General features: G+C 66.4%; 13 protein-coding genes and 3 pseudogenes. 2 read left to right on the forward strand and 14 right to left on the reverse strand.

Annotated features, from left to right (window positions below):
* Nucleotides 1-27: 27 nt before the first annotated feature.
* The 9 genes from ACFVWW_RS04105 to ACFVWW_RS04145 all read right to left on the reverse strand — a co-directional run bounded on the left by ACFVWW_RS04105 (nt 28) and on the right by ACFVWW_RS04145 (nt 9,889).
* Nucleotides 28-1,284 carry a cytochrome P450 gene (locus ACFVWW_RS04105; protein ID WP_384336064.1) on the reverse strand — a complete coding sequence of 419 codons (1,257 nt, stop codon included), beginning with the start codon at nt 1,282-1,284 and terminating at the stop codon, nt 28-30.
* 28 nt (nt 1,285-1,312) lie between these two features.
* On the reverse strand, nt 1,313-2,734 hold the full coding sequence (locus ACFVWW_RS04110; protein WP_386875797.1) for a class II 3-deoxy-7-phosphoheptulonate synthase: 1,422 nt from the start codon (nt 2,732-2,734) through the stop codon (nt 1,313-1,315).
* A 23-nt stretch (nt 2,735-2,757) separates the two neighbouring features.
* Nucleotides 2,758-3,702: a diiron oxygenase gene (locus tag ACFVWW_RS04115; protein ID WP_384184383.1), complete on the reverse strand. Its 945-nt coding sequence runs from the start codon at nt 3,700-3,702 to the stop codon at nt 2,758-2,760.
* 13 nt (nt 3,703-3,715) lie between these two features.
* Entirely contained in the window at nt 3,716-4,531 is an 816-nt protein-coding gene (locus tag ACFVWW_RS04120; protein ID WP_386875799.1) for an aminotransferase class IV, read from the reverse strand.
* An 8-nt stretch (nt 4,532-4,539) separates the two neighbouring features.
* Nucleotides 4,540-6,636, reverse strand: coding sequence for an aminodeoxychorismate synthase component I (gene pabB, locus ACFVWW_RS04125; protein WP_384184522.1), 2,097 nt, complete (start codon nt 6,634-6,636; stop codon nt 4,540-4,542).
* Entirely contained in the window at nt 6,636-7,466 is an 831-nt protein-coding gene (locus ACFVWW_RS04130; protein WP_386875801.1) for an arylamine N-acetyltransferase, read from the reverse strand. Before ACFVWW_RS04130 ends, pabB begins: the two co-directional genes overlap by 1 nt.
* 14 nt (nt 7,467-7,480) lie before the next feature.
* Nucleotides 7,481-8,308, reverse strand: a complete 828-nt coding sequence (locus ACFVWW_RS04135) for a UbiA family prenyltransferase (RefSeq protein WP_384184391.1) — start codon at nt 8,306-8,308, stop codon at nt 7,481-7,483.
* 79 nt (nt 8,309-8,387) lie between these two features.
* A complete protein-coding gene (locus ACFVWW_RS04140; protein WP_386875803.1) occupies nt 8,388-9,542 on the reverse strand; it encodes a cytochrome P450 in 1,155 nt (384 codons plus the stop codon).
* A 194-nt stretch (nt 9,543-9,736) separates the two neighbouring features.
* Nucleotides 9,737-9,889, reverse strand: a complete 153-nt coding sequence (locus ACFVWW_RS04145) for a hypothetical protein (RefSeq protein ID WP_386875805.1) — start codon at nt 9,887-9,889, stop codon at nt 9,737-9,739.
* Between the two features lie 511 nt (nt 9,890-10,400).
* Between ACFVWW_RS04145 and ACFVWW_RS04150 the strand changes: the two genes are divergently transcribed.
* Both ACFVWW_RS04150 and ACFVWW_RS04155 read left to right on the forward strand, forming a co-directional pair.
* Nucleotides 10,401-10,784, forward strand: a complete 384-nt coding sequence (locus ACFVWW_RS04150; RefSeq protein WP_386875807.1) for a hypothetical protein — start codon at nt 10,401-10,403, stop codon at nt 10,782-10,784.
* A gap of 16 nt (nt 10,785-10,800) precedes the next feature.
* A complete protein-coding gene (locus ACFVWW_RS04155) occupies nt 10,801-12,114 on the forward strand; it encodes a cytochrome P450 (protein ID WP_386875809.1) in 1,314 nt (437 codons plus the stop codon).
* 161 nt (nt 12,115-12,275) lie between these two features.
* Here ACFVWW_RS04155 and ACFVWW_RS04160 read toward each other — a convergent pair.
* The 5 genes and pseudogenes from ACFVWW_RS04160 to ACFVWW_RS04180 all read right to left on the reverse strand — a co-directional run.
* Nucleotides 12,276-12,542, reverse strand: a pseudogene (locus ACFVWW_RS04160) (IS1380 family transposase); the annotation flags it as partial.
* Nucleotides 12,543-12,555: 13 nt separating this feature from the next.
* Nucleotides 12,556-12,744: pseudogene (locus ACFVWW_RS04165) on the reverse strand (transposase family protein); the annotation flags it as partial.
* Nucleotides 12,733-12,825: pseudogene (locus tag ACFVWW_RS04170) on the reverse strand (IS5/IS1182 family transposase); the annotation flags it as partial. The pseudogenes ACFVWW_RS04170 and ACFVWW_RS04165, both read right to left, overlap by 12 nt.
* A gap of 137 nt (nt 12,826-12,962) precedes the next feature.
* Nucleotides 12,963-13,793: a methyltransferase domain-containing protein gene (locus ACFVWW_RS04175; RefSeq protein WP_384336050.1), complete on the reverse strand. Its 831-nt coding sequence runs from the start codon at nt 13,791-13,793 to the stop codon at nt 12,963-12,965.
* Nucleotides 13,794-14,202: 409 nt separating this feature from the next.
* Entirely contained in the window at nt 14,203-15,111 is a 909-nt protein-coding gene (locus ACFVWW_RS04180; protein WP_384184408.1) for a methyltransferase domain-containing protein, read from the reverse strand.
* Nucleotides 15,112-15,372: the final 261 nt, after the last annotated feature.

Raw genomic sequence — 15,372 nt, forward strand, 5'->3', positions numbered from 1 at the left:
CATGCCCGGGCGTTCAAGGAATTTCGTTCACGCGCCACTAGGTCCTGTCCGGCGGTTCAGCCGTACCGGCAGTGAGTGCAGCCCGCGAATGATCGTGCTGTTACGCCACCGCAGTTCCTCAGGGTCGGCCGCGAGCCTCATGGCGGGGAACGCGTCGAGCAGGGCGCCGAACGCCACCCGCACCTCCACCCTGGCCAGCGGCGCCCCGAGGCAGTGGTGGATGCCATGTCCGAAGGCCAGATGGCCGCCGTCAGTGGGCCTGCGGACGTCCAGCGAATGCGGATCGTCGAAGCGCTGTGGATCACGATTGGCGGAGGCAATCGCCAGCAGCACGAAGTCGCCGGCCGGGATCTCGACGTCACCCATGGTCAGGGACTCCGTCGCACACCGGAAGGAGGCGTGCTTCAGTGGGCTCTCCAGCCTCAGGAATTCCTCGACCGCGCCGGGGAGGAGGGAACGGTCCTCGCGCAGTGCCTCCCATTGGTCCAGGTTCCGCATCAGGTGGAGCGTGCCGTTGCCCAGGGCGTTGAGGGTGGTCTCGAAACCCGCGATGAACAGCAGGTAGGCCGTCGAGACCAGTTCGGTCTCGGTCAGCTGGTTGTCGACGTCGTGTGCCGAGACCAAGGCGGCGAGCACGTCGTCGGTGGGCACGCGGCGTTTGCGCTCGATGAGTTCGCCGAGGTACTCGACCACCTCGGTCGTGGCGGCGGCGGCCGCTTCGGGGGAGTCGCCGGAGACGAGCGCCTTGGACCAGGACTTGAAGTTCTCCTGCTCCTCGATCGGCACACCCAGCAGCAGACAGATCACCCGGATCGGCAGCGGAAACGCGAAGGCGTCCAGCAAGTCCACCGTGTCGTCGTCCGAGAGGGCATCGATCAGCCCGCCGGTGATCTGCTCGATCTCCGGCCGGAGCACTTCGATAGCGCGGCTGGTGAAGGCCTTGCTCACGAGCTTGCGCATCCGGGTGTGGTCCGGCGGGTCGGCGTTCAGCATGTGGCTGGAAATGGCCGGTGAGAAACCGGCACGTCTGTTGCTGTCCGGCTCGTTCTGCGCGAACAGCCTGTCCATCCTGTTCAGATCGGTGCTCAACCGGGGATCCGCCAGTGCGGAGCGCACCGCCTCGTATCCGGTGATGAGCCAAACCGGCAGTCCGCCGCACACGGGGACTCCGGGAGGCATCTTCACCCGGTGCGCCGAGCCTTCGGTGCTGAGCTTCGCGTACACCGAGTAAGGGTCCTGCACGAACGCGAAGTCGAGTTCCAGAGGGGTGGAATCCTGATCCATGGGTGCATCCTCGAAAATGTTGTTGGTTTCACGCGTCGAACGAGGCGGGAGAATCGCTGTGACGTGCGCCCCGGGCCGCGGCATTCACCGCTGCGTCCGGCGCCACGACGCCGGTTGCTCCTGGGTTGAACATCTCGGCGACCACGAAGGCCAGATCAAGCGCCTGGCCTCCGTTGAGGCGCGGGTCGCACGCCGACTCGTACCTGCGGTGCAGGTCGTCGAAACCCAGTTCGGCGCCGCCGCCGACGCACTCGGTCACGTCCTCGCTGGTCAGCTCCACGTGCAGTCCGCCGGCGTGGGTGCCGAGCGCCTTGTGCACCTCGAAGAAGCCTGCGACCTCGGCGAGGATGTCGTCGAACCGCCTGGTCTTGTGCCCGCTGGGCGCCTCGAAGGTGTTGCCGTGCATCGGATCGCACACCCACACCACCGGCGCGCCGGAAGCCGTGACCTTCTCCACGAGTTCCGGCAGCAAGTACTGCACGCGGTGCGCCCCCATGCGCACGATGAACGTCAGCCGGCCCGGCCGTCGGTCGGGGTCGAGGCGGTCGATCAGGGCCATCGCCTGCTCGGGCGTGGCGGCAGGGCCCAGCTTCACCGCGATCGGGTTGTCGATGGTCGCGAAGTAGGCGACGTGGGCGCCGTCGAGCTGTCTGGTGCGGTCGCCGATCCACAGCATGTGGCCGCTGCTCGCATACCTTCGGCCGGAACGCGGGTTGTAGCGGGTCAGCGCGGCCTCGTAGTCGAGCAGCAGTCCCTCGTGGCTGGCGAACAACTCCGTGGTGCGCAACGGATCGCCGCCGCACGGGTCTTCGCGGGACAGTGCTTGGCCGATTCGACTGGCGAGTTCGTCGTAGCGTTCACCTGCAGGCGAGCGTGAGACGAAGTCCTGGTTCTCCTTGTGCAGTTGGCGTAGGTCGGTGCCGCCACGGGCGCATGCGCGCATGACGTCCAGGGTGTCGCGCGAAGCGTCGTACATCCGAAGTAGCCGGGCCGGGTCCGGCCGGCGTTCGGCCTGGCTGAAGCCGATGCCGTTCACCGCGTCGCCCCGGTAGACCGGGAGCGTGCGCCCGTCGAGGGTCTCGGTCGGCCGGGATCGGGGCTTCGCGTACTGCCCGGCCATCCGGCCCACCTTGACCACCGGCACCGCCGACGCGTACGTCAGGATCACGGCCATCTGCTGCAGGAGGCGCAGTCTGCTGTGAATCGCCTGTGCCGAGAGGCGGTCGAAACGTTCGGCGCAGTCGCCACCCTGCAGCAGGAACGCCTTGCCCTCTGCCGCCTGGGCGAGTCGTGCAGTGAGCGTGTCGCACTCCTGTGGCGTGACCAACGGGAGCAAGGCCGCCAGGTGATCCGTCGCGTCGCCGAGCTCAGCCAGGCTGGGCCACTCCGGCCGCTGGTGGGCAACGAGTCTCCGCCAGTGCGCGGCGGCTTCGCCGGTGAGGGTCAACATGATCTCCGTCCGCTCCTCATGGCTCAACGGTGCGGGGCCGTCAGCGGGACCATCTCGACGAGGTCGTGGCTGATGCCCAGATCGTCGAGCAGCAGCTGCAACGGTCCGGTGTCCCGCGCGGGCACGGGACGGGACGCGGCCCACTCGCTCAGCTGACCGGTGTCGATCTCGAAGCCGCCCTGGGCCGCCACGGTCACCCAGGGGTCCAGGTCCGGGGAGCGGAACGCGGTCAGCCCGGTGACGAGTGCTTCGCGGAACGTCCGCTGCTGTGCGCCGTCCAGGTTCCGGTAGAGCGAGCCGCACAACTCGCGGAACACCACCGCGTGCCCGCTCTCGTCCCGCCGGTGCAGATCAGTGGTGATCCGGTTCATCGGCTGGATCTCCTGGGCGGTGGCGAGTGCGGAGAGGAACCCGCTGATCGTCGTCTCGGCGGCCAGGGAGAACGCGATGTCGACGATGTCGCGGTCGAACCCGGACAGCCCGGCGCGGACCGCGTCCAGTCCCTGGACGACCGACCAGACGCCCGGCGCAAACCGCACGTCCGCCAGGTCGCGCCGCCTGCGGGTGACGCCGACGGCGTTGTGGCACATCAGGATGTGATAGTGCTCATCGATGATCGTCTGGTGCAGCGCGTCGACGGCGACGTCGTCGCGGCGGACGGGGATCCGTTCCTGGAGCATCAACCGGCAGGCCGGCAGGATGATCTCGTCCTCGATGGCCGCGGTCTTGGCGTTGTAGGCGATCCACGCCGCGGACAGGATGCGCTCGCGAGCGTCCCGGTCGAGCCGGTCGGCACCCGGCAGGCCCAGCACCGGGACGAGGTGTTCGGGGAAGTCCGGCAGCGCCGCGTCGAAGTGACCGTCGAGGTCGAGCTCGTCCTTCTTGACGGCCACTCGCTTCCCCCAGCGGAGCGTCAACTGCACCAGCAAGTCACGCTCGTGCTCGGGCACTTCACGTGCCGCGGTCATCGGGAAACCTCCTTCATGGGTTCACCACAGGAATCAGGGAGGCGCCGGCCGGAACGGCGAGCGCAGCCAGGCGCGACTGCCAGCGCTCGGCCACTGCGGCGTCCGTGTCCTGGAACCGGCCCAGCCCCTCGGTGACCGGCCGGATGCCGTGCAGGGCGTTCAGCGTCCAGACGGGCACGCCGGCGAGATCCGGCGCGGTGGCCTGCTCGGTGACGACCTGGTGCCCTGCCGTACCGGCGAGCTCGCCGAGCAGGGCGCGGGTGATCCCGGGGAGCAGGCCGGGGCCGGGGGGTGGCCCGCACAGCATGTCGCCCCGCCACCAGACGATGCTCGTGGACGCCCCTTCGACCACGTGCCCTTCCGTCGAGACCAGCAGCGCCTCGTCAGCTCCCGCCGTGGCCGCGGCAGCGCGCAGGGAAGCCAGGTGGTCCAGGTCGGCGCCCTTGACGGCCGGCAGTCGACGACGGTCAGGTCCCGCCGCGGTCCACACCCCGACGGTCGCGGTGCGCGGTGGCGCGGGGCGCAGCCACATCCGCAGCCGCGTTCCCGACCCGATCTTCACGAGTTCGACGCGAGGAAACCATCGGCCTCGGGCGGGCAACGACTCGGCGACCGCCCGCAGGAACCGGTTCGTCTGTTCCGCTCCCGGTTCGGAGAACCGGTCGCAGGCCGAACCGAAGCGTTCGGCGTGCCGGTCGAGTCCCCGCACCCGCCCCTCGTCCACGAGCCAGGAGTCGATGACCAGCACCGTCCCGGCGGCGTCGGCCGTCGACCATCCGCCATCGGCGTCCCACCACCGGCGGACGCCCTGGGCGGTCGCTGTGCTCATCGCTCTGTTCATCGTTGGGAGCCGCCCACGTCCGACACCGCCGGCGCACGCCAGGCGCGGAGCGATGCTGCCGCCTTGAGCAGCATCTCCTCGTACTCTTCATGCGGGTCGGAGTCGAGCACGATCGCCCCGCCGGCTCCTATGGTCAACCGGTCACCGACGCGGACCGCGGTGCGGATCACAATGTTCAGGTCCGTGCCGCCGGACAGGCCGAAGTAGCCGAGGGCGCCGGAGTAGACACCCCGGGCCTCCGTCTCCAAGCGGTCGATGATCTCCATGGTGCGCAGCTTCGGCGCCCCGGTCATCGACCCGCCTGGGAAGCACTGCCGGGCGCAGTCCATCGCGCTGACCCCGTCATTGAGCCGTCCACGAACAGTGGAGACCAGTTGGTGCACGGTCTCGTAGCTCTCGACGGCCAGGTACGGGTCGACCTCGATGCTGCCCACCTCACACACCCGGCCCAGGTCATTGCGCAACAGGTCGACGATCATCAGGTTCTCGGCCTGAGTCTTGGCGCTTGAGGCGAGGGTGGCAGCCAGTTCGGCGTCTCGCACCGGGTCAGCGTCGCGAGGAGCTGTGCCCTTGATCGGCTTGCTCGTGACCGTGCGGTCTCTCTCGATGCGCAGGAACCGCTCCGGCGAGGAGCTGAAGACCGTGACTTCGCCGAGGCGTAAGAGCGCGGCGTACGGTGCCGGGTTCGCCCGGCGCAGCCTCAGGTAGAAGGACGTGTCGTCGTCATGGAACGGCATGTGCAACTTGTTGGTCAGGCAGATCTCGTAGCTCTCGCCCCGGTTCAGCTGCCGTCGGCACTCCGTGATGTCCGCCAGGTACTGGCTCCGGCCGCGGCCGAGGTACTCCTCGGCATTCGGGGGCGGGCCGGCGGCAGGTTCGCGCGGCGGCTCGGCGTCGGCCGGGTTCAGGCCCATCAGGAGCGCGGACGTCCGTTCTACCCAGTCCTGCGCGTCGCGCCGGGTCTTCTCGTCGTGGACGGCCACCAGGTAGGTCAGTCCCTCCTGGTGGTCGACCGCGATGACGCGATCGGCGAACATCCAGATGGCGTCCGGCGTTTCGGCGGTGTGGCGGGCCGTGGCCCCGCATTCGGCCTTGAGTTCGTAGCCGAAGTAGCCGACGTAGCCGCCGGTCAGGTCGAAGGGCAGGTCCGAGTCGGGGATGCGCCGTTCGCGCAGCCGCTGTTCGAGGACGTCGAACACGCTGCCGGTGACGATGTGGACGCCGTTCGCATCGCGCACTTCCACTGTCCCGCTGCCGGTGCGGTAGGTCAGGACCTCGCTGAGCGGACCTGACGTGTCGCCGAGGAACGAGAACCGGGACAGGCCTTCCTCCACCCGGCTGCTGTCCAGCCAGAAGCAGTACGGGATGTTGTCGAAGAGCTTGAGAAAAATGGCCTCGGAATCGGCAGCGGTCGACACGACCGTGCTGATGATTCCCAGTCCCTCGACCGCGCCGGGCGTGTCGTCGGACAGTGCGGTGACGGTGTCGGTGACGGACGGCCGTTGTCCGTGCTGAGTCCGGCGGGTCAGTTCGGCGAAGTTCTGCAGGATCTCACGCCCGTACTGGGAAGCGACCGACTCGGGGTGGAACTGCACGCCCCACTGCGGCAGATCGCGGTGACGCAGCGCCATGAGCACACCGTCGTCCGCCCACGCGGTGGCGACGAGTTCCTCGGGCAGGGGCTCCTGCGCGCACAGCGAGTGGTAGCGAACCGCGACGAATTCACGCGGAACTCCGGCGAACAGCGGATCTCCCTCGTGGGAGATCTTGGCGAGGTGCCCGTGTCTCGGTTCGGGCGCGGCGACCACCGGCGCTCCGGCCAGGTGCGCGATCATCTGATGGCCGAAGCAGACGCCCAGCACGGGCAGCGTGGTGCGGCGCAGCAGGTCGCCGAGGAGGCCGACGTCGCGGGGGTTCTGCGGCCGTCCAGGGCCGGGTGAGACCACGATGTTGTCGAAGTTCTCCAGCCGCAGGCTGGACAACATCGGATCGTCGTTGACCATGACGACCGGCTCCTGGCCGTTGATGTCGGCGATCAACTGGTACAGGTTGAAGGTGTACGAGTCGTAGTTGTCCAGCAGCAAGGTACGCATCATGGACCGTCCAAGATTTTCGAGAGCGCCTGGACGTCGCCCGGTTCCAAGGTGATCCCGAAGATCTCCTCGGGAGCGGAAAGCATCTCGTCCACGTCGAGTTCCCGGAAGGTCGCCGGCTCCGCAGGACGTATCTCCGTGAGAGTGCTGCCGGCGAGGACGTGTCTCACTTCGGGCCGTGTGCGCTGGAGGACCATCCGGTGGTTGAACGGCGAGCGCGGATGCGTGAGGCAGAAGTGGTTGAGGAGCTCGAAGTCCGACGGATAGCGCACGTCCGTGGTGAAGCCGTAGAGCTCCACCGGTCCCTCCGGCCGCAGGAACCGCAGCACGTGTTCACCGGTCGGCTCTCGCACGAGATCGAACGACCAGTCGCCGTCCAGCCGCGAGTTCTCCGCGAGCTGGATCGGCTCGTGCGGCCCGTAGCCACCGAAACTCACGTCGTGGAGCCAGCGTTCGCCGTCGAGCTCCACGCACAGGGCCACGTGCAGGGCCGGTCCGAACTTGCTCCCGGTGCGGATCCGCGTCCTGCCGGCGAACGCCGTGAACGTGAACCCGATGCGGTCCAGCACGGCCGCCATCAGCACGACCTGTTCCAGGCACCAGCCGCCGCGGCCCTGCCGCACGATCTTCTCCTGGACGCTGTCCAGGTCCAGCGGCACCACCGCGCGCCCGAGCACCGCGTCGAGGTTGTCGAAGGCGATCGCGTCGACGTGGGCGGTGTGCAGGCCCCGCAGCGTGGAGTGGTCCGGAGCCACGTCGCCCTGGTAGCCCACGCGGGTCAGGTAGGCGTCCAGGTCGACGCCACTGCCCTGCCACATCGAATCTGTCACACGTAGCTCATCCTTCATGTGAACTTCCCGGTGACCACGGCCGCGAGAGTGATCCAACCGAAGTAAGGGTTGGCGACAAAGGCGTCCCAGCACGATTTCGGATCGTCCAGGTCCACACGTACGACCAGAGAGGACAGAAAGATTCCCGCGAGCACGACGATCAGGTAGAACGCCCACCCCATCGACATCTGGGAACCGGCCCACAGCACGCCGCCGACGCTGAGCACGACGAACATCGCCAGCCACGCCTTGGTGGCCTCGCCGAACAGCAGAGCGGAAGACTTGACACCGATGTTCCGGTCGTACTCCTTGTCCTGATGGGAGTAGATCGCGTCGTGAATCAGCGTCCAGAAGGCCCCGCAGGCGTACAGGCCGTACACCGCGAGCGGGTAGTCGACGCTCCCGGTCACCGCCGTCCAGCCGATCAGCACGTAGACGCTCATCACCAGCGCCAGGAAGGCCGAGGGCCAGAAGAAGATGCGCTTCATGTAGGGGTACGCGACGATCAGCGGGTACGAGGCCCCGGCGACCAGGGCCGTCTCCACGTTCGCCACCGCCAGGACCAGCAGTGCGACCACGGCCTGTGCGGCGGCGAACAGGAGTGCGTTCCCGACGCTGATCGTCCCCGACGCGACAGGACGCGACACGGTGCGGGCGACTCGGGCGTCGACGTCCCTGTCGACCACATCGTTGACCGCGCAGGCCGCGCCGCGCACCAGCACCGCGGCTACGGCGACAACCACGACCGTCAGCAGGTCTGGTCGTTGCCCGGAGGCGAGGACGACGGCCCACAGCCCTGGAAGCAGGTAGAGCACGTACCCCGTAGGCCTGTCCAGTCGCATCAACAGGAGATACGCGCGGATTGAATCCGGGCTCTTCGTGACTACGCCGGTAGATATCTTGTACAGCATCAGGATCCAATCACCAGGTCACCGGAAGTTGGATCAACCCGCCGATCAGCGTGTTGTGGCGCAGCCTCAGCTCTTCTGCACCGACGGCCAGACGCATGGTCGGGAATCGTGCGACGAGCTGGGTGAGCACCACCTGCAGCTGCATCCGGGCCAGCATCGCGCCGACGCAGTAGTGCGCACCGTGCCCGAACATGAGGCTGCCCGTGGTGTCGCGAGTGACATCGACCCGGCCGGGGTCGGCGAAGGCCGTCTCGTCGTGGTTGGCCGCGATGATGTTCAGCAGCACGAAGTCGCCGGTCCGGATGGTAATCCCGTCGATCTCGAAGTCCGTCAGCGCATAACGGGGCATGCCGCCGTTGTGCGGGTTCGGCATCGACATCCGCAGGGTTTCCTCGACCGCGCCGGGGATGAGACTCGGGTCGTGCAGCAACGCCTGCCACTGCTCGGAGTTGGCCAACAACAGCGACACACAGGTGCCGATCCGGGCCACCGTGGTCTCATAACCACCGAACAACAACAACGCCGTCAGCCCGATGACCTCGTTGTCGTTGATCCCCTCGGTCGCGCAGATCCTGGAGATCACGTCATCGCCCGGATTTCGCCGTTTATCAGCGACAAGCTGCCTGCAATAGCCGAACAACTCGCCCAGCCCCTGCTTGGACCTGACCGGATCCCCGACGTTGGCGGCGTCCTGGGTCCAGCTGCCGAACTGGTCCTTGTCCTCCTGGGGCACGCCCAACCACTCGCACATCACCTGAATCGGCAGCGACAGCGCCAACGCCTGGCGCAGGTCCACCGGTGGCTTCTGCCCGGCCAATCCGTCCAGGAGTTGCCCGGTCAGTTTTTCGACGTAGGGCCGCAGCGCCAGCATCCGCTCGGGTGAGAAGTGCGGCTCCAGCAGCGCACGCAACCGAGCGTGGTCGGTGGCGAAGCCGCCCAGCAGGCCGGCGAGAAGCGCCGACCCGCTGTCCTTCGCCGCGGCCTCCGGATCGGGATGGGAGGGGCTGAGCCGGTCATCGTCAAGCAACTGCCTCACCCAGGCATGACCGGTGACCAGCCACGCCTCGTCGCCCTCGGCAGTACGAACCCGATGGACCGCGCCCTGGGATTGGAGCGTGCGCAGCCCTGGCGCGAGTTGCAGCACATTCGTCTGCTCGAAAGGCAATTGAGCTGGGGTACTCACTGACGGCCTCCACCGGAATCGAGGTTCAGACCACCTTGTCGAAGACGATCACGACGTACTGGAGCTCGTCGCCCCGGTGTCCGTCGAGGAACGAGGAAGGCAGACCTGCCGGCCAGCCCCCATGCGGTGGGCGGAAAGTCGCCCAGCGGCGGGTTGATCGGGGTCCTGGGGCTTGGTCACGTAGTGCCGAGGTGGTAAGGGCAGATCCGGGCCAGGGTCGGCTCCAGTGCGGAAGCCTGCAGCCGCATAACGGGCAATACCGTGGACTGCACCATCCTCGGCGACAGGAAGGCTTGGAGCCCGGTCGACGAGGTGTCGAGTGCGCTCATCGAGATTCTCCTCCGGTCGCACGCCTTCCCAATTCCTGGTCAGACCTGCGCGCATGGGGTTCGCGAATTGCACCACTGAAAATCACTGTGCTGGATATGTTGCTTACTTATCTTCTCAGCCCTTGCCCCACCTCGCCGTGCGGTGAAACCTCGGCGAACTGTCGATGACGAAGGCTTGCGCAAAGCTCATGATGCACCGGAATTTGCGTGACCGTTCTGACCGCCATCCTGAACGACCTCTCCTGTCGTGTCAACGACGCGGCGTGAGCATCTTCGACTTTAGGAAAAACCCCAAAGAGGACGGCGTAAGGCCTGGATTGGACTACCCTGCGGAATGATAGCTGCTGGGCGGCACCAAGGCCGTGTTCGAGTCCGGCTATTAAGCCGGCACCCAACGGCAGACAAGACTTCCTGAGAAGGACTCGGTCTCTACCGACCGGCGTGGATGCCCTGTTCGGCAACGCAAGCCAGGCGTTCCGACGCGGACGTCATGGCACGGAACGGAGTGGGAATGAGTGGCGGCAAGCAGGTCCTGCTGGCCGAGCCGCGGAGGTTTGTCGACTCCGAGCAGGAGGTGCCGGAGGGCGCGGTGTGTGTCTTCTCCGCGCACGGTGTCTCCCCGCAGGTGCGGCAGAACGCGGACGCACGCGGGCTGGACGTGCTCGACGCGACCTGCCCCCTGGTGGCCAAGGTGCACCAGGAGGCCCGCCGGTTCGCCCGCGACGGGCGGACGTTGCTGCTGGTCGGGCACGCGGACCACGAGGAGGTCGAGGGCACCTACGGGCACGCTCCCGACCAGACGGTCATCGTCGAGACGGTCGCCGACGCGGAGCCAGTTGACCTTCCCCCCGACATCGCACAACGTCACCGGCCATTACCGGGAATGGTTCACTGAAAGCTTGAGAGGCGGAATGGCTATGTCAGTTGAATCTGGGCAATTAAATGAAGACAGGTCGTTCGACCCGTATGGCGCACATCGCGACGACCCGTATTCATTTCTGGCCGACATCGGAGAGACGGAGCCGGTGTTCTACGCCCCTTTGCTCAACGCGTGGTGCGTCACCCGGCGCGAGGACATCGTTGCCGTGCTACGAGACGACAGAAACTTCTCGGCGCGCGACCACAACCCCCGCTCCGCGGTCGCGTTGCCCGAGGACGTGAGTCGGATGCTCCGCACTTGGCGCGGTGCTGGTGCTCTAGCCGTCGGCTCACTCGACCCTCCCGAGCACGCCAGGATCAGGGAAGTACTCAACGTCGGGTTCACGCCGGCCAGGGTCAGAGCGTTCGAACCCACGATCCGTGCGATCGCCACCGACCTCGTCGAGCGGGCTGCGGTCGCGGCGGAGTTCGACTTCATCACGGCGTTCGCCGTTCCGTACTCCCTTGAGGTGATCTGCCGGCGCCTTGGGATACCGGACGAGTACCTCGACCGCTGCCGCACGTGGTCCGAGCAACGCATCGAACTCATGATGTTGCAGCGCTACACCGATCCTGACCGGCTGCGTGAATGCGCCCGCGGGCTGATGGACTTCGGAGCGTTCGCCCGATCACTCGTGCAGGAGCGGCTCGCCTCACCGCAAGACGACCTGATCAGTGAACTGCTCCACGACGGCAAGGCAGGCCAGACGCTCACCGCCGACGAGGCTTCTGTCCAGGTCCCCACACTGATCTTCGCGGGACACATGACCTGTGCCGAGGCGCTTGGCACGATCCTCTTCCAGCAGCTTCAGTCACCCGGCGGCTGGGCCAAGGTGGTCGACGGCACGATCGCCGTACGGGACCTTGTCGAGGAGGGGTTGCGGTTCGACAGTCCGCTGGCGGGCATGTACCGGAGCGCGGTCCGTGACGTAGTGGTCGGCGACGTCCACCTGGCCGCGGGGAGCCGACTACTTCTGCTGTACGGAGCGGCCGGCCGGGACAGTCACTCGCACACATGTCCGGCCGGGTTCAGTCCAGGCAGTGGGTCTGCCGCGCATCTCGCGTTCGGGCACGGCATCCATTTCTGCCTCGGAGCCGGATTCGCCCGCATGGAACTGGAGATCGCGATACAGGCCATCGCCACCAGGATGCCAGGTCTGACTCTGGCACCAGGGCTGCCGCCACGTCACCGGCCAGTGTTTCCGCTTCGAGCGTTGACCGAGTTGCGGGTGCGGCAGCGGGGACGGACATCCGGGCGGTCGTCGGGAGATCTGGACGACACGTTGACCCCCGCAGAACGTACTTGACTCACTTGTCCGACGGCATTGAAGGTGAGGACCGTGGGTTCCACAGATCAGGAGCCCTTAGCCCCGGCATTTCGTGACGGCCCGTCAGTTCAACTGGCGGGCCGTTTCGGCTTGTCGGACTGGTGATGGGCCTGCCGGTGGCCCGGCTGTCGCGTCGGGTGGGCGCCCGGGAGGCGCAGCACCGCGGCGTGGATGGCGTCGGTGATGGTCATGCCGACCGAGTACGACAGCCACCGGCCGCGCTTGATGAGCCAGGCCACGAACGCGTGGGTGCCGCCACGGGAGTGGGTACGGACCAGTGTCTGCCGTCCGCGCCGGTACTTCTTGGGCAACTGGGCCAGGACGAGTTGGGCGGCGTCGATGCCGGCGGCAGTGCTGCAGCTTGTTGAAGGCTTCTGGTCGTCGGTCAGCAAGCCGGTGACCGGCTTCTTGACCGGGATACGAACGGTGTCCCCGGCGCCCTTCGTAGCCCAGATCGGTCAGGGCGGGCAGATCGTCGCGTATGTCGGCCAGGGAGTCCATGACGTCGTGGTGGCGGGCGCAGGTGATGTCGTGCTCGCGGCCGGATCGCACCGCGGAGACCCAGATAGGCCAGCCGTCCGGCACGCGGTCGGTGGGGATCACCAGCACGGCCTGTTTGAAGCAGCTCAGCGCGCGTCGCCCACGCCGAGTACGCTGCCGGCCGCAACTGGCGGCCAGCAGCCGGGACAGGAACTCGACGGTGTCCTTACTTGACGTGACGGACCATTAGCGAGAATGGCTCACCATTCAGGAAGCGTCAGGAAGTACCGCGACCTCATCCTTACGCCATGAGACGCCGAGCTGAAAACCGGGGACGGCGCCCGCGGTCATGCGCGGACCGCGGTCAGGAAGAGGTAGCCGCTCTCCGGGGTGACCGCGGACAAACGCATGAAATCGATGAGCGAGGTGGCCTGTTCCTCGCCCACCAGACCGACCAGCTTGTCGCGGACGGTCTCCACGGCGTCGGCCATGCGCGCGAGGGTACGGGAGACGTTGTCGCTGATGTCACGGATCTCCACGTCGACGAAACCGTTGGCGGCCAACGCCGTCCGGTATTCGTCCACAGTGCCCAAGGAGCGCACCGCGTAGTTCTCGCAGATGTGGTCCAGGACCACGCGTCCCTCAGGGCTGACCGGGCCGCGCTCGATGACGTCGGCGATGGCGAGGCGGCCGCCGGGGCGCAGGACGCGGGCGGTCTCGGAGAGCACCTGGCCGCGGTCGGGCATGTGCCACATCGACTCAAACGCCCAGGCCGCGTCGAACGAGCCGTCGGGGAAGGGCATGTCCATCGCGTCCGTGAACTGGAACGTGGCCCGGTCGGCGAGCCCAGCCGCGGCCGCGAGTTCCGTGGCCCGCGCCACCTGGACGTGGCTGACGGAGATGCCCAAAACGCTCACGTCACAAGCGCGGACGAGCCGCAGCGCGGGATGGCCGATGCCGCAGCCGATGTCCAGGACCCGCTGGCCGGCCTGCGCGGCGATACCTGAGATCATCAGGTCGGTCAGGCGGTCAGTGGCTTCCTCGATGGAGCTGTCGTCGGCGTCGTTCTCCCAGTAGCCGTAGTGTTTGTTGGGGCCCCACGCGGAACCGTAGATCTGACCGATCCCGTCGTACACGTCGGCGACGTCGCTGGGAGCGGGAAACTGGTCGAGCGTCATGAGGCACTCCGTATCGTTGTGAAGGTGGCGGGAAGTCGGCGGCGGTTCAGCCGTACCGGCGGTGAGCCCGCGTGGTTGGCGACGTGGATACAGCTGACGTAGTCCTTGAGACCTTGGCCGCCGAAGGTATGGCGTCGCGGCGGCCCGTCATCCCCAGCGCTCTCGTGGTACGGCGCGACTCGGAGCTGCACCGGCTGGTCCATGTCGGCCGATGACAGACCCTCTGCGGCGAGGATCTCAGTCAACCGCCCTGGAATCCGGCAGTCACATCGAAAGGCGGGCGGAAACCCGCTGCGCTCGGCTGGGTAACCCCAGCCGAGCGCCTGCGTGATCTACTGACAACCACTGACAACCAGGTAAGCCATCAGGTGTTGCGAGGACCCCGAGAATCCGCCAACATGTTCTTTGCTCACTTGAGCTCGAAGCGCAAGAAACCCAGTCGCAGGCCCCCTGCTTGCCATTCAGTGCCAAGCGCCTGGTTCGCCATCAGAGATATCCTCAGCTGCCTGCGGTCAACTGCTGAAAGGCTGCTGTCACTGTCCAGTACCGCCTTCGTCCAGGCGGCACTCTCCTCCCAGAACGGCAAGGTTTCTGACGTAGCGTCGACGTCATCGACCAATTCAAAACCCGCAGACTGCGCGGCTTCTGCGTAGTCGAGCACCGTAGCCGGTTTTGTGTAGAAGTATTCGGCCCACACATCGGCCCCGTGAGGGCGTGTAATGAATACTTCCTCGATGCACACACTCCCGCCTGGACGAAGCACACGCGCCAGACGCTCGAACCACAGAGGACGGTTGAAATATCCGCTGCTCTCGATTGCTACTGCTGCGTCGTAGGAGCCGTCCAAGGGGAGATGCATTGCATCACAGACCAGTGTTCGGACATTCCCGCCCACACCGCCTTCCCGCGCGAACCCGTCAACTATCGGCGCGTGTTCCGGCGCATTGGTGACCGCCGTGACGTCGGCGCCGTATTCCTGTGCCCAGAAGAGCGAGCCCCCGCCAAGACCGCAGCCGACATCCAGGACTCTCCCCGACAGCCGGTGTTCAGCGCCCCAGATCTTGGCCGCATACCGCAGCAAACCCTCTTGATGAAGCCGTATGCTGCGGCGAATAGCATCCGGCGTCGCATCGTGAGCATTCAGTGGCGTTTCAGAGGAAGGGTAGTAACCTACATGATAGTGAATCCTGGGTCCAGGCCCGTATTTGCGAACAAGCCTAGCTGTTTTGTCGTCGTAGTATTGGCCAACTATTCTTACCTCATCCTGAGGCTCCAGCGCTGTTTGAGGTGAACTTGAAAGTTCATCCAGATGTGCCACGGTCACTCCTCCAGAGCTCGGATGCCGACGACATTGGCGAATGGCCTGCTTTGGTCGTTACGCTGCGCTCGTCATGATTTTGCGAGGATACGTGGTTCGACAAGGATCACCGGACCGGATTCCATGTTCATCAAATATGCCAGCACCTCCCACATACGAGAGTCACCCGGCACCGAGGCAAGAATGCAGGGTCGCCCTCATGATCTGGAATCTTGAGTCGCCCTGAAATTGAGTGGCAGCTATTGGATTCCATCCTGAACG

Origin of the sequence: Streptomyces sp. NPDC058198 (assembly GCF_042882605.1) — a bacterium.
GTDB lineage: Bacteria > Actinomycetota > Actinomycetes > Streptomycetales > Streptomycetaceae > Streptomyces.